At 66.8% G+C, this 14115-nt stretch carries 12 protein-coding genes; 8 read left to right on the top strand and 4 right to left on the bottom strand.

Going from position 1 to position 14115, the window contains the following annotated elements; translation table 11 throughout:
• Positions 1 to 27: 27 nt before the first annotated feature.
• The gene (locus G6N20_RS07745; protein WP_083046070.1) at positions 28 to 468 is read left to right on the top strand and encodes a universal stress protein; all 441 of its coding nucleotides are present in this window, start codon (positions 28 to 30) and stop codon (positions 466 to 468) included.
• Positions 469 to 478: 10 nt separating this feature from the next.
• Here G6N20_RS07745 and G6N20_RS07740 read toward each other — a convergent pair whose 3' ends face one another.
• On the bottom strand, positions 479 to 1156 hold the full coding sequence (locus G6N20_RS07740; RefSeq protein ID WP_083046071.1) for an MBL fold metallo-hydrolase: 678 nt from the start codon (positions 1154 to 1156) through the stop codon (positions 479 to 481).
• 218 nt (positions 1157 to 1374) lie between these two features.
• On the opposite strand from G6N20_RS07740, the gene uvrA reads away from it, so the two are divergent.
• The gene (gene uvrA, locus G6N20_RS07735; protein ID WP_083046072.1) at positions 1375 to 4296 is read left to right on the top strand and encodes an excinuclease ABC subunit UvrA; all 2922 of its coding nucleotides are present in this window, start codon (positions 1375 to 1377) and stop codon (positions 4294 to 4296) included.
• Between the two features lie 73 nt (positions 4297 to 4369).
• Here the strand turns inward: uvrA and G6N20_RS07730 are convergent, their stop codons facing one another.
• Both G6N20_RS07730 and lysX read right to left on the bottom strand, forming a co-directional pair.
• Complete coding sequence (locus G6N20_RS07730) at positions 4370 to 4615, bottom strand: hypothetical protein (RefSeq protein ID WP_083046073.1); 246 nt, start codon at positions 4613 to 4615, stop codon at positions 4370 to 4372.
• 115 nt (positions 4616 to 4730) lie between these two features.
• On the bottom strand, positions 4731 to 8024 hold the full coding sequence (gene lysX / locus G6N20_RS07725; protein ID WP_179961546.1) for a bifunctional lysylphosphatidylglycerol synthetase/lysine--tRNA ligase LysX: 3294 nt from the start codon (positions 8022 to 8024) through the stop codon (positions 4731 to 4733).
• A gap of 459 nt (positions 8025 to 8483) precedes the next feature.
• Here lysX and infC point away from each other — a divergent pair, with 459 nt between their 5' ends.
• Genes infC through G6N20_RS07705 form a run of 4 tightly spaced genes read left to right on the top strand, consistent with a single transcriptional unit; the run spans position 8484 to position 10574 of the window.
• Positions 8484 to 9092: a translation initiation factor IF-3 gene (gene infC, locus G6N20_RS07720; protein WP_083046075.1), complete on the top strand. Its 609-nt coding sequence runs from the start codon at positions 8484 to 8486 to the stop codon at positions 9090 to 9092.
• 31 nt (positions 9093 to 9123) lie between these two features.
• On the top strand, positions 9124 to 9318 hold the full coding sequence (gene rpmI, locus G6N20_RS07715) for a 50S ribosomal protein L35 (RefSeq protein ID WP_083046076.1): 195 nt from the start codon (positions 9124 to 9126) through the stop codon (positions 9316 to 9318).
• A 59-nt stretch (positions 9319 to 9377) separates the two neighbouring features.
• Entirely contained in the window at positions 9378 to 9767 is a 390-nt protein-coding gene (gene rplT / locus G6N20_RS07710; RefSeq protein WP_083046077.1) for a 50S ribosomal protein L20, read from the top strand.
• Between the two features lie 15 nt (positions 9768 to 9782).
• On the top strand, positions 9783 to 10574 hold the full coding sequence (locus tag G6N20_RS07705; RefSeq protein ID WP_083046078.1) for a TrmH family RNA methyltransferase: 792 nt from the start codon (positions 9783 to 9785) through the stop codon (positions 10572 to 10574).
• A gap of 2 nt (positions 10575 to 10576) precedes the next feature.
• Here G6N20_RS07705 and G6N20_RS07700 read toward each other — a convergent pair whose 3' ends face one another.
• Positions 10577 to 11635 (bottom strand): oxygenase MpaB family protein, encoded by a 1059-nt coding sequence (locus tag G6N20_RS07700; protein ID WP_083046109.1) that lies wholly within the window; start codon positions 11633 to 11635, stop codon positions 10577 to 10579.
• A gap of 295 nt (positions 11636 to 11930) precedes the next feature.
• Between G6N20_RS07700 and G6N20_RS07695 the strand changes: the two genes are divergently transcribed.
• Together G6N20_RS07695 and G6N20_RS07690 are read left to right on the top strand one after the other, a co-directional pair.
• Entirely contained in the window at positions 11931 to 12869 is a 939-nt protein-coding gene (locus tag G6N20_RS07695; RefSeq protein WP_083046079.1) for a PE family protein, read from the top strand.
• 199 nt (positions 12870 to 13068) lie between these two features.
• Positions 13069 to 13923 (top strand): adenylate/guanylate cyclase domain-containing protein, encoded by an 855-nt coding sequence (locus G6N20_RS07690; RefSeq protein ID WP_269474196.1) that lies wholly within the window; start codon positions 13069 to 13071, stop codon positions 13921 to 13923.
• The last annotated feature ends 192 nt before the right edge of the window (positions 13924 to 14115 follow it).

Here is a 14115-nt window from a genome sequence, read left to right as displayed (position 1 = left end):
GCTGAGCAACCGACACTGGGAGGGTAAATGAGCGCCTATCAAACCGTGCTGGTAGGGACGGACGGCTCGGATTCGTCGATGCGCGCGGTAGATCGGGCGGCACAGATCGCGGGTGCAGACGCCAAGCTGATCATTGCCTCGGCGTACCTGCCCCACCATGAGGACGCCCGGGCCGCCGACATCCTCAAAGACGAGAGCTACAAGGTGACGGGTACCGGCCCGATCTATGAGATCCTGCACGACGCAAAGGAGCGGGCGCACAACGCCGGCGCAAAGAACGTCGAAGAACGGGCGATCGAAGGCGCCCCTGTCGACGCGTTGGTGAACCTGGCCGAAGAGGCCAAGGCGGACCTGTTGGTCGTGGGCAACGTCGGTCTGAGCACCATCGCGGGCCGGCTACTGGGATCCGTGCCGGCCAACGTCTCCCGCAAGGCCAAGGTCGACGTGCTGATCGTGCACACCACCTGAGCGGACCGCGCTACCAACCTCGCTCGCGCCACTCACCCAGATGAGGGCGTTCGGCACCCAATACGGTGTCGTCGCCGTGGCCGGGGTAGATGACGGTGGAGTCGTCGTACACGTCGAACACCCGAGTGACGACGTCGTCGAGCAGTTGGCTGAAATCACCGGGCTGCCAGGTCTTACCGACGCCGCCGGGGAACAGGCAGTCGCCGGTGAACAGCTGGGTGACGCCTCCGGTTGTGGGGCCGCCGAGGGCGAGCGCGATCGATCCGGGGGTGTGTCCACGCAAGTGGATGACGTCGAAGGCCAGCTCGCCGATCTGGACGGTGTCGCCGCCCGCCAGCAAACGGTCGGGTTTAACCGGCAGGGGTGCGGCGTCGATCTCGTGGGCGGCCGTCGGCGCGCCGGTGGCCCTGGCCACCGCTTCCAGCGCCTGCCAATGATCGAAGTGCTGGTGGCTGGTGACGATCAGCGACAACGTCGGGGCGTACCGTCGGACCAGGTCGATGAGGACCTCGGCGTCATTGGCGGCGTCGATCAGCAGCGTTTCTCCAGTCGCCGAACACGTCACCAGGTAGGCGTTGTTGTCCATCGGGCCCACCGACGCCTTCACGATGGTGGCGCCGGGCAGGGTGCGGCGGGCCGCGGTTCCCGGTTCCACGTGTCCGGTGTAGTTGTCATCGACGGTGGTCATGTTCCGCACTCCTCCATCCTGGCTGCGCCGGCATCATCGTCGTCGGCCGTTGTCCATTGCGCCACTCTCCCCCGCAAGCGGGTGGTACCCCCACCATCCCGGCCGCGCCGGCGTCATCGTCGTCGGCGCGGGCTTAGCGGTCAGATTACTGCTCGGCGTTGGCTTGTCGGTATGGCCACCTAGCATGAGTACGTACCGCGTCCGCTGAAAGGGGAAGCGTGGCCGACCGTCTGATCGTCAAGGGTGCGCGTGAGCACAATCTGCGCAGCGTCGACCTTGACCTGCCCCGCGACTCGTTGATCGTGTTCACCGGGCTCTCCGGGTCGGGCAAGTCGTCGCTGGCGTTCGACACCATCTTCGCCGAGGGGCAGCGCCGCTACGTCGAGTCGCTCTCGGCCTACGCGCGCCAGTTCCTAGGACAGATGGACAAGCCCGACGTCGACTTCATCGAGGGTCTGTCCCCGGCGGTGTCCATCGACCAGAAGTCGACCAACCGTAACCCGCGGTCGACGGTCGGAACCATCACCGAGGTATACGACTACCTGCGGCTGTTGTACGCGCGCGCGGGCACGCCGCACTGCCCGATCTGCGGTGAGCGAATCGCGCGCCAAACCCCGCAACAAATCGTCGATCAGGTGCTGGCGATGCCGGAGGGCACCCGATTCCTGGTGCTGGCCCCCGTGGTGCGCACCCGCAAAGGCGAGTTCGCCGACCTGTTCGACAAGCTCAACGCCCAGGGCTACAGCCGGGTGCGGGTCGACGGTGTGGTGCATCCGCTGACCGATCCGCCGAAGCTGAAAAAACAGGAAAAACACGACATCGAGGTGGTGGTGGATCGCCTCACCGTCAAGGCCGCCGCCAAGCAGCGGCTGACCGATTCGGTGGAAACCGCGCTGAACCTCGCCGACGGCATTGTGGTGCTGGAGTTCCCCGACGATCGCGCCCACGACCACGATCGGGCTCGTGAGCAGCGGTTCTCCGAGAGACTGGCCTGCCCCAACGGACATGCCCTGGCCGTGGACGACCTGGAACCGCGGTCGTTTTCGTTCAACTCGCCCTACGGCGCCTGCCCCGAATGCACCGGCCTGGGCATCCGCAAGGAGGTCGACCCCGACCTGGTGGTGCCCGACCCGGACCGCACCCTGGCCGAGGGCGCGGTGGCGCCCTGGTCGACGGGCCACACCGCGGAGTACTTCATCCGGATGATGGCCGGGCTGGGTGAGGCGCTCGGGTTCGACGTCGACACGCCGTGGCGCAAGCTGCCGGCCAAGGCCCGCAAGGCGATTCTGGAAGGCTCCGATGAGCAGGTGCACGTGCGCTACCGCAACCGGTATGGCCGTACCCGGTCCTACTACGCCGATTTCGAGGGTGTGCTGGCGTTCCTGCAGCGCAAGATGGCGCAAACCGAATCCGAGCAGATGAAGGAACGCTACGAGGGCTTCATGCGGGACGTACCCTGCCCGGTGTGTCGGGGCACCCGGCTCAAGCCGGAGATTCTGGCGGTGACGCTGGCCGCGGGGGAGCACGGCGCCAAGTCCATCGCCGAGGTCTGCGAGCTGTCCATAGCAGACTGCGCCGACTTCCTGACCGCGCTCACGCTGGGGCCCCGCGAGCAGGCGATCGCCGGGCAGGTGCTCAAGGAGATCCAGTCGCGGCTGGGCTTTTTGCTCGACGTCGGGCTGGAGTACCTGTCGCTGTCGCGGGCGGCGGCCACGCTGTCCGGCGGTGAGGCCCAACGCATCCGGCTGGCCACCCAGATCGGCTCCGGGTTGGTGGGGGTGCTGTATGTGCTCGACGAGCCGTCCATCGGGCTGCACCAGCGTGACAACCGCCGGCTCATCGAAACCCTCACCCGGTTAAGGGATTTGGGCAACACGCTGATCGTGGTCGAGCACGACGAGGACACCATCGAGCACGCCGACTGGATCGTCGACATCGGCCCGGGGGCCGGCGAGCACGGCGGCCGCATCGTGCACAGCGGGCCGTACGACGAGCTGCTGCGCAACCAGGATTCGATCACCGGTGCCTACCTGTCGGGCCGGGAGAGCATCGAGATACCGGCGATCCGGCGCCCCGTCGACCCGCGTCGTCAGCTCACCGTCATCGGGGCCCGCGAGCACAACCTGCGCGGGATCGACGTGGCTTTCCCGCTTGGTGTGCTGACCTCGGTGACCGGGGTGTCGGGTTCCGGCAAGTCGACGTTGGTCAACGACATCCTGGCCGCGGTGCTGGCCAACCGGCTCAACGGGGCCCGCCAGGTCCCGGGCCGGCACACCCGGGTCACCGGGCTGGATCACCTGGACAAGCTGGTGCGGGTCGACCAGTCGCCGATCGGCCGCACGCCGCGATCCAACCCGGCCACCTACACCGGGGTGTTCGACAAGATCCGCACCCTGTTCGCCGCCACCACCGAGGCCAAGGTTCGTGGCTATCAACCCGGTCGATTCTCGTTCAACGTCAAAGGCGGTCGCTGCGAGGCCTGCACCGGCGACGGCACCATCAAGATCGAGATGAACTTCCTGCCCGACGTGTACGTGCCCTGCGAGGTGTGCCAGGGTGCCCGGTACAACCGGGAAACCCTGGAGGTGCACTACAAGGGCAAGACCATTGCCGAGGTGCTGGACATGTCGATCGAGGAAGCGGCGACGTTCTTCGAGCTGATCCCCGGCATTCACCGCTACCTGTGCACCTTGGTCGACGTCGGCCTGGGATATGTGCGGCTCGGCCAGCCCGCACCCACACTGTCCGGTGGTGAGGCGCAACGCGTCAAGCTGGCCTCTGAGTTGCAGAAGCGCTCGACCGGCCGCACCATCTACATCCTCGACGAGCCCACCACCGGACTGCATTTCGACGACATCCGAAAGTTGTTGAACGTCATCAGCGGACTTGTCGACAAGGGCAACACCGTGATCGTCATCGAACACAACCTCGACGTCATCAAGACATCCGACTGGATCATCGACCTGGGTCCGGAAGGCGGCGCCGACGGCGGAACCGTTGTCGCCCAAGGCACTCCAGAGGACGTCGCCATGGTGCCCGAAAGCTACACCGGGAAGTTCCTCGCTGAGGTCGTCGGTCGCAACGGCGCATCCGCTGACCCGCCGCGACGGTTGGGCCGGCGGTCAAAGGTCAGCGCCTAAGCGGCGGCGCGGCACTGAATTCCCGGGTGCCTCGCCAGGGGGGCACCTTGGCGGCCCCGAACTGGGCGCGGTGTCACTCATCGGTGCGCATCGACTCACGGATCTGGGCCAGCCGTTCGGCCGCCGCGCGTTGGCGCTGCTCGTATTGTTCCTCGACAGCCCGGCCATCGGCCGTCTCGGTGTCGAGTTCGCTGGCACCCAATGCCGTCGCGTGCCGGCGCTCGATCTTCTCGCGGAGGAATTCCCAGGTCGGCACACCGCCGCTGTCATACCCGGGATCGGGCTGGGCGTCCGGGGTTTCGGGGGCTTCGTCGGGCATGCCACAAACGTTACTGCGGATCCGGACCGGGGTGCCCGGCGGCAACGGCCGGCCATCTCCCGACGCGAACGAGCCGTGCCCCGACACCCGCCCCCGGGCGCCAATGTGCGCGGCCTTAGTGCGGCTTGGCCAGTGGAAACGGCAGCGTTTCGCGAATGCTGCGCCCGGTGATCAGCATGATGACCCGGTCGATGCCCATTCCCAAGCCGCCGGTGGGCGGCATCGCGTACTCCATGGCCTGCAAGAAATCCTCGTCGAGCTGCATCGCCTCCGGATCTCCACCGGCTGCCAGCAGAGATTGCTCATGCAGCCGCTGCCGCTGCTCCACCGGGTCGGTGAGTTCGCTGTAGGCGGTGCCCAGCTCCAGGCCCCACGCCACCAGATCCCAGCGTTCGGCGACACCGTGTTTGCTGCGGTGCGGCCGGGCGAGTGGCGACACCGAGGTGGGGAAGTCGATGTAGAACGTGGGTTGCTTGGTGCGGCTCTCGACCAGATGCTCGTACAGCTCCAGCACCACCGCGCCGGCGTCCCACTGCTCCCGATAGGGAATGCGGGCGGCGTCGGCCAGCTTGCGCAACGCCGCCAGGCCGGTGTCGGCGTCGATGTGCTCACCGAGGGCTTCGGAAACCGCGTCATGAACGGTCCTGACCGGCCACACCCCGGAGATGTCCACGGGCTCGAAGCGGCCGTCGCCGCTGGGCCGCAGCACAGCGGGAGCGCCGTTGGCGGCCTGGGCGGCGTTTTGGATGAGCTCGCGGCAGCCGTCGACCCACACCATGTAGTCGGCGTGCGCTTGATAGGCCTCCAGCAGGGTGAACTCGGGGTTGTGGCTGAAGTCGACACCCTCGTTGCGAAACGCCCGGCCGAGTTCGAATACGCGTTCCACACCGCCGACGCACAGCCGCTTCAGATACAGCTCCGGCGCGATGCGCAAGTATAGGTCCAGGGAGTAGGCGTTGATGTGGGTGACGAACGGTCGGGCCGTGGCTCCGCCATGTATCTGCTGCAGGATCGGGGTCTCGACTTCGATAAAGCCCTTGGCGAACAGTGTGTCTCGAACGGCGCGCAATACCGCGCTGCGGGCGGTGATCAGCTCGCGTGTCTCGACGTTGACCGCCAGGTCGACATAGCGGGCCCGCACTCGGGCCTCGGGGTCGGTCAGCCCCTTCCATTTATTCGGCAACGGCCGCAAGCATTTACCGATCAGACGCCAGCTGCGCACTATCAACGACCGAGTTCCGGTCTTGCTGGACCCCATGTTCCCGGTCATCTCCACCAGGTCACCAAGATCGATCGCGGCGTTGAAATCCGCGGCACGGCCCTGCTCTAAGCGCGAATTATCCAGCAGCACTTGCATTTCGCCCGTCCAGTCGCGCAGGTGGGCAAACAGGACGCCGCCGTAGTTGCGGACCCGCAAGATCCGTCCGCACACCGATACCGTGGCGTGGTCGTCCGCATCCATCGCCTGTGCAACCGTGTGGCTGGGCGGGGCGCCCACCGGGTAGACGTCAATTCCATTGCCCTGCAGCTGCTTTAACTTTGTCAGTCGGACCCGCACCTGCTCGGGCAGGCGACGCCGAATTTCCTCGCCGTCGTCGAGGTCGGCTTGTTGCAGCCCGCGCAAGTCCGGCGCCGAGCCGTCGTGATGCAACAGGCCGGTGGCCGCCAGCCGCTCGGGCACCGCGGGATGGTGGCCGGTGTGCACCTTGTTGCGTCGGCTGAACGGCAACACCAGGAAGCCCTCGGCGATCACCGAGGCCACGCCCACCTTGGGCATCACGCGGGCGTCGTCGTAGCAGGCGTAGCGCGGCACCCATTCGGGTTGGTATTTCTGGTTGGACCGGTACAGTGTCTCGAGCTGCCACCACCGCGAGAAGAAAACAAGCAGCCACCGCCACAATCGGGCAACCGGGCCGGCGCCGAGTTGGGCGCCCTGCTCGAAGGCGGCCCGAAATACCGCGAAGTTTAGCGAAATACGGTTGATGCCAAGGCTTTCCGCGTGCAGGGCGAGCTCTGTGACCATGAGTTCGATGGTGCCGTTGGGCGATTGCGGAGATCGGCGCATCACGTCCAGGGAGACGCCGGTGGTGCCCCACGGCACCAGCGACAGCAGCGCCACCACCTCGTTGTCCGGGGTGACCGCCTCCACCAGCAGGCAGTCGGAGTCCGCCGGGTCCCCGAGGCGGCCCAGCGCCATCGAGAACCCGCGCTCGGACTCGGTGTCGCGCCAGGCGTCGGCGCGCTGGATCGTGCGCACCATCTCGTCCTCGGAAACGTCGCGGTGTCGGCGGATGCGCACCGTCAGCCCCGCCCTGCGGGCCCGGGTGACGGCCTGGCGTACCCCACGCATCTCCGGGCCGGACAACCTGAAATCGGCCGGCCGCAGGATGGCCTCATCACCGAGTTCCAGGGCGTTCAGGCCGGCCTGGCGATAGGCCTGGGCGCCCTGGGAACTGGCGCCCATGACACCGGGCGACCAGCCATAGGCCTGGCACAGCCGCAGCCAGGCGTCCACGGCCTGCGGCCACGCCCGCGGGTCACCCACCGGGTCGCCGCTGGCCAGGCAGACACCGATCTCGACACGGTAGGTGATGGCCGCGCGGCCGCTGGGTGCGAACACCACCGACTTGTCGCGGCGGGTGGCGAAATAGCCCAGCGAGTCGTTCTTCCCGTACAGCTCCAGCAGCCCTCGAATAGCGGATTCATCCTCACCGGTCAACGCGTTGTCGGCGCGCTGGGATTGGAACAACACGACCGTCGCCGCGATCAGGGCCAAGGCCCCGAACAACCCGAAAATCGCATTAAGGAAAACGTGCGGTCGGCCGGTGAACAGGTCGGGATCGGCGAAGGCAAATCCGACCACCCGGTTGGCCACATACGGCAGCCGGTCTTGCGACGCAAGCGATCCCGGGAACAGTTCGACCAGACCCCAGGACGCCAGGATTCCGATGGCGTCGCCGGCAACCAGCACCGCGGCCGCCTTGAACAGCGCGCCTCGGCGAACCTTGGCCCAGAACTCCCGGTAGCCGAGCACCAGCAGGACAGCCGCCACCACGTGGAACGCGAATCCGAGGTTCTCGCCGAAGTTTTCCGCCGCGGTGTTGCCGCCGGCGGCGATATCGGCGGCATTGAAAACGGCGGCCAGGACCATGTTTGCCAGCAACAGCAACCAGGCGATCCGTTTGCGCGCGGTCAATGCGCCGGCCAGCAGTGCCAGCACGAAAGACCACGCGAAGCTGGTATCAGGGAAGTTGAACAGGTAGCTGTTGATGAATTCGCGGGGAACCTTGATGATCCACCGGATCAGCGGCGACATGCTGGCAAGCAGCGACAGGGTGGCGATCACGCCGACGGTCCAGCCGGCCGCCGCCGGAACCCAGTGAAACCGGGAGACGGGCCTGCTCTCCATCGAGCGAGGCGTTGTGAGGGTCACAGACGGCGAGGATATTCGTTATCCCCGGGAAATTCCCGGCGAAGCCGCCGCGTGGTCGGGCCGGAGCCGTTGGCTCGAAGTTCGGTCGTCGCCGGCGGTCTTGCGTCGCCGAGATGACGCGCCATGGCTGCTAGACTAGCCATTGCGACCATCCCGGCGAAGGCCAGGAACAGAAAAGTGGAGTCCCACTCCCACCGCTAGCCACGAGAAGGTTTCACGGCCTTGTCACGGCCATGCGGTCCGGTCACGGGCATCTCAGAGTGCCTGTTCTGCGCGTGGCGCAGGCGGCTTGAGTGGCTTCAAGCCGCGATCGGTCGGCATTGGGCCCTGCTTGTGCAGGGCCTTTTTGCTGATGGCTTGGTGTTTCCACCGCTGATTCCGGCCCGCTGCCGGCGCCGGTTGTAACGGAAACGACGAGCCAACGAGGGAGGCCCCATCAGCACTGAGACCCGCGTCAACGAACGCATCCGCGTACCTGAAGTTCGATTGATCGGCCCAGGGGGGGAGCAGGTAGGCATCGTGCGTATCGAAGACGCACTCCGCGTCGCCGCGGACGCCGATCTCGACCTTGTCGAAGTCGCCCCGAACGCCAGACCGCCAGTCTGCAAGATCATGGACTACGGCAAGTACAAATACGAGGCGGCGCAGAAGGCGCGCGAATCCCGCCGCAACCAGCAGCAGACCGTCGTCAAAGAACAAAAGCTGCGACCGAAGATCGACGATCACGACTACGAAACCAAGAAGGGGCACGTGGTCCGCTTCCTGGAGGCGGGATCAAAGGTCAAAGTCACCATCATGTTTCGCGGACGTGAGCAGTCGCGGCCCGAGTTGGGCTATCGATTGCTGCAGCGGCTGGGCGCCGACGTCGCCGACTACGGATTCGTCGAAACGTCGGCCAAGCAAGACGGGCGCAACATGACGATGGTGTTGGCACCGCACCGCGGAGCAAAGACCCGTGCGCGGGCGCGGCATCCGGGTGAGTCCGGTGCCCGGCCGGCGCAGCCCCCCAATGCGGGCGGCGACACGAAACCGTCAGCGAACTAACTCGCCGGCAACACGGAAGAACTGAGGAAACATGCCCAAGGCCAAAACCCACAGCGGGGCCGCGAAGCGGTTCCGGCGCACCGGCACCGGCAAAATCGTCCGGCAAAAGGCCGGGCGCCGGCATCTGCTCGAGCACAAGCCCAGCAGGCGCACCAGGCGGCTGGACGGCCGCACGGCGGTCGCGGCCAACGACACCAAGCGGGTCAACGCGCTGCTGAACGGCTGACCGACGCGGGGCTGCGCCAGCCCCTGACCGAGTACGTCCACAGGAGAGTAGGAACACCCATGGCACGCGTGAAGCGGGCAGTCAATGCCCATAAGAAGCGGCGCACCGTCCTGAAGGCCTCGAAGGGCTATCGTGGCCAGCGATCCCGGCTGTACCGAAAGGCCAAAGAGCAGCAGCTGCACTCGTTGAACTATGCCTACCGCGACCGTCGCGCGCGCAAAGGCGAGTTCCGCAAGCTGTGGATCTCGCGGATCAACGCGGCCGCGCGCGCCAACGACATCACCTATAACCGGCTGATCCAAGGCCTGAAGGCCGCGGGCGTCGAGGTGGACCGCAAGAACCTCGCCGACATCGCCGTCACCGATCCGGCGGCGTTCACCGCCCTTGTCGGTGTCGCCCGGGCGGCCCTGCCCGACGACGTCAACGCCCCGTCCGGAGAGGCGGCCTGAGTTCGGGGCCTTCCGCTGCTCACCGAACGCTCGGCCCGGGTGGTTGCGGCGGTCAAGCTTCACCGTCAGGTCGGCCGGCGCCGCTCGAGACGATTTCTTGCCGAAGGCCCGCACCTGGTCGAGGCCGCCTCGGCGCGGGGTCTGGTGCGGGACATCTTCGTCACCGAATCCGCCGCCCGACGTCACGAATCCTTGCTGGCCAGGCAGGAGTCGTCGGTCCACGTGGTGACCGAACGTGCCGCAAAGGCGCTATCCGACACGGTGACCCCGACGGGATTGGTCGCGGTGTGCGACATGCCGGCCAACCGGCTGCAGGATGTGCTGGCTGGCTCGCCTCAGCTGATCGCGGCCGCCGTCGGGATCGGGGAGCCCGGTAACGCCGGCACGCTCATTCGCATTGCCGACGCCATGGGTTGTGCCGCGGTCATCCTGGCCGGGCACGCCGTCGACCCATACAACGGCAAGTGCCTGCGCGCCTCTGCCGGCAGCATCTTCTCGATCCCGGTCGTCATTGCACCCGATGTGCACGCCGCGCTCACCGCCGTCCGCGCGGCCGGCTTGCAACTGCTGGCTACCACGGTGGACGGGGAGACGTCTCTGGACGCTGCCGATCCGTTGCTCGCCAACCCGACGGCATGGTTGTTCGGGGCCGAAGCACACGGATTATCGGCCGACATCGCGGCGCGGGCGGACCACCGGGTGCGCATCCCGATGTTCGGCAGGGTGCAGAGCCTCAATGTCGCGGCCGCCGCGGCGATCTGTCTGTACCAGAGCGCCCGGTCGTTGGGTGTTGTCCAGCGGCCCTAGGTTTATGCGGCCTTTCGGTGGCCCCTCGCCGGTCGCAGGCCTGCCAGCGAAAGCGTGTTGTGCACCAGCGATCCGGCCCGTTCCATGATGAGCCGGGCGGGGTCCAGCGGCGAGGGCAGCCGCAACGGGCGGGTGCGGGGCGGGAAGTAGTGCATCGGCAACCCCCGGCGGTCGCGGGGCGGCGCCATGAACCGCGGTGCCTCGACCAACGGGGCATCGTTGGGAATACGTCCCTGCGCCCGGCGGTAGGCGGCCAGCGCGCGTGGGTGCAGCCGAATTTCGTCGGGCACAGCCACGAATGCCAGCTCCACCAGTTTGCCGAACAACCGCAGCAACACCTCATCGCCCGGTGTCCAGTGCATGCCCGCCTTCTCCCGGACGACCGGATCGAACAACCCGGCGGCAATCCAACGCTGACCGGCCACCAGCGGCCTGAACAACTGATCCCAGATCGGTGTGGGCAGCAGAACGAATTTGGGCTTGGGAATGCGCATGTGGAAGATGTCCACGGTCGCCTGGTTGATCTCCAGCTTGTCGCGGCAGACTCGATGCCAGTATTCCTGGAAGTCTTCCCACGATGTGGGCACCGGCCGCATGCTCATCCCGTACATCCGATACCACCGCACGTGCTCGTCGAACAGCTGGCGCTTCTCGGCCTCGGTCAAGCCCCCGCAAAAGTACTCGGCGACGTTGATGACGAGCATGAAGAAGGTCGCGTGCGCCCAATAGAACGTCTCCGGGTTCAGCGCGTGATAGCGACGACCCTCGGCGTCGACTCCCTTGATGGTGTGGTGGTAGCCCTTGATCTGCTGCCCGGTCTGGGGCGCCCGATCCCCGTCATAGACCACGCCCATGATCGGGTACACCGACCGGGCCACCCGCTGCAATGGTTCCCGCAGCAGGATTGAATGCTCCTCCACGCCCGCGCCCAGATCCGGATACATGTTCTGGATCGCGCCGATCCAGACGCCCATCATTGCGGTGCGCAAGTCTCCGAAATACTTCCAAGTCAGCGAGTCGGGACCAAGCGGGTCAGCCGATGTCGTCGAGGTGGCAGTCATCACGGCCTCCGTGCACTGTAATTGCGCTCACGATAAGCGTTGACAACGCGCGTTGTCTATGATTTGGGCGGCTACGGCCGCATGGTGTTATCGGGTGTCCATATCCCCGAGGCGGCGGCGTGATGAGGCCTTTTGTCAGCAGATGCGGGTGGTGAACGGGTCGACGCACATCCTGGCGGTGCGCCCGCGGGCCCGGCAGGACAAGAAGCGATTGCAGCCGGATCGCCCGGGGCTACACTGTATCTCTCGGCGATTTCGTGATGAGGTCTGCTGGGCAGTCAAAAGGAGACGGGCTATGGCGTTTGTCAGCGTAGCGCCGGATATGGTCGCGGCCGCGGCCGGGAACTTGGAATCTATTGGCGCCGCGCTGAGCCAGGCGAATGCGGCGGCAGCGTCCCCGACGGTTGGGCTGGCGGCCCCGGCCGCGGATCAGGTGTCGGCGGCCGTCGCGGCGATGTTCGGGACGCACGCGCAGGAATTTCAAAGCATCAGCGCCCAGATGGCGGCGGTTCACGACCAGATCGTGGGCACGTTGAAGAGCGGCGCGGCCGCGTATGCCGGCGCCGAGGCCGCCAACGTGCAACAGATTTTGTCAAACGCCGTGACTGCGCCCGCGCAGGCACTGCTGGGGCAGCCGTTGGCGAGGACTGGCGCCGCCGCGGCCGTCGACTACGGGTTCACCGGCGGTGCTGCCATGATGCCGATCGGCGGTGGCGGCGCCGTGTTGAGCGGAGCCGGTCTTCCGATCAGCGTTCCCGTTGTGAACACGAACACCCCGTTCGGCCCCTTGGTCCTGACGCTGAACGGGCAAATCACGCCGACGGGGCCGATGTTCGACTCGGGATCACTGGTCGCGCCCGCGCCGCTCGTGTTGGGCGTCAACGCGGTCGGTCCGGCCATCACCACGATGTCCGCGTTGCACAATAGCCACACGGCATTTGCCAACGCGGTGCACACCGGGAACCCGCTGGCGGCCGCCGGCGCACTCCTTACCGCCCCCGGCAACGCCGTGCAGGGCTTCCTCTTCGGCCAAACAGCGATATCACAGTCGATACCGCTGTCATCGGACACGGGATACACCTCGGCGGGGATCAGTGTCCCGGTCGGCGGCCTGCTCGCCCCGGTTCAGCCCGTGACGGTCACGCTGACCCCCACCGCTGGGACGCCAACCGTCATATCGTTGAGCGGTCCCAAGTTCGGCGGTCTGATTCCCGCCCTGCTCGCAGGCGTATAGTCCCCGGCGTCCAGCCGTCGACTGACAGTTCCCGGCCGGGGCCACCCACCCGTTACGAACCTGCGACGTCGGTTGCGAGTTGTGACACAAACGCCGCGACCCGTCGTTGCCTGCGTCGGTCCACACCACCTACCCTTGCCAGGTGGAGGTCGGGCCTGGCGATTCGGAGTCCGGCGTGCCCGAAGCGGCGGCAACCGGGGTGGCACCGCTAGCGCCCAAGCCACGCTTTTCGGCAGAGTGGCTGCGCAGGGCCAACCGCAGCCCCGCCCTGGTGTCGTTCATCCGGCGGACGCGACGGCTGTTGCCCGGCGATCCCGAGTTCGGTGACCCGCTGTCCACCGCCGGTGAGGGCGGCCCTCGTGCCGCGGCACGCGCCGCCGACCGGCTGCTGGGCGATCGCGACGTGGCGTCACGCGAAATCAGCCTGAGCGTGTTGCAAGTGTGGCAGGCGCTGACCGAGGCCATGTCGCGGCGTCCGGCTAACCCCGAGGTGACGCTGGTGTTCACCGACTTGGTGGGCTTCTCGACGTGGTCGTTGCAGGCCGGTGACCGTGCGGCGCTGACCCTGCTGCGACAGGTGGCGCGGGCTGTCGAGCCGCCCCTCCTGGACGCCGGCGGGCACATCGTCAAGCGGCTGGGCGACGGAATCATGGCGGTGTTCCGCAATCCCACGGTTGCCGTGCGGGCCGTGCTTGCTGCCGAGGAGGCGATGAAATCGGTTGAGGTGCAGGGCTATACACCGCGAATGCGGGTGGGTATCCACACCGGCAGGCCGCAGCGGCTGGCCAACGATTGGCTCGGCGTCGACGTCAACATCGCCGCCCGGGTCATGGAACGCGCCACCAAAGGTGGCATCATGATCTCCAGCTCGACCTTGGACCGGATTCCGCAAGGCGAGTTGGACGCGCTGGGCGTCGTCGTCAAGCGGGCCCGCCGCCCGATTTTCGCTAGCAAACTCACCGGTATCCCCCCGGACCTCGCGATCCATCGGCTCAAGGCTGGTAGGGAGTTGACAGCCAACGATGACCCCGAGGTGACAAGTTCGGATGCATAGCTCTGATGGCTCCTCAGCCAGCGGCGAGCGCCTGAGTGCCACGCTACGGCGGGTGCCCAACGGGGAGCACTGAAACCAGTGGGCCGATGGCCTATGATCGGCACTTGCGTCATACCCGTGCCGTGCAGCCGCCCGGCCACGATGCGGGCCGCGCTGGTAGCCTGCCCGCTCGCGCCGGGGGACGGACCGAAG

It is taken from the genome of Mycobacterium shinjukuense (genome assembly GCF_010730055.1).
Taxonomy (GTDB): domain Bacteria; phylum Actinomycetota; class Actinomycetes; order Mycobacteriales; family Mycobacteriaceae; genus Mycobacterium; species Mycobacterium shinjukuense.
This window is presented reverse-complemented; position numbering and strand designations above follow the sequence as displayed.

What these genes read in the sequence shown, in the direction of transcription:
- lysX (WP_179961546.1), bottom strand. Translation starts at nt 8,024, where the DNA reads ATGGAGAGCAGGCCCGTCTCCCGGTTTCACTGGGTTCCGGCGGCGGCC.
- G6N20_RS07700 (WP_083046109.1), bottom strand. Translation starts at nt 11,635, where the DNA reads ATGACTGCCACCTCGACGACATCGGCTGACCCGCTTGGTCCCGACTCG.
- rplT (WP_083046077.1), top strand. Translation starts at nt 9,378, where the DNA reads ATGGCACGCGTGAAGCGGGCAGTCAATGCCCATAAGAAGCGGCGCACC.
- G6N20_RS07730 (WP_083046073.1), bottom strand. Translation starts at nt 4,615, where the DNA reads ATGCCCGACGAAGCCCCCGAAACCCCGGACGCCCAGCCCGATCCCGGG.
- G6N20_RS07695 (WP_083046079.1), top strand. Translation starts at nt 11,931, where the DNA reads ATGGCGTTTGTCAGCGTAGCGCCGGATATGGTCGCGGCCGCGGCCGGG.
- rpmI (WP_083046076.1), top strand. Translation starts at nt 9,124, where the DNA reads ATGCCCAAGGCCAAAACCCACAGCGGGGCCGCGAAGCGGTTCCGGCGC.
- G6N20_RS07745 (WP_083046070.1), top strand. Translation starts at nt 28, where the DNA reads ATGAGCGCCTATCAAACCGTGCTGGTAGGGACGGACGGCTCGGATTCG.
- G6N20_RS07740 (WP_083046071.1), bottom strand. Translation starts at nt 1,156, where the DNA reads ATGACCACCGTCGATGACAACTACACCGGACACGTGGAACCGGGAACC.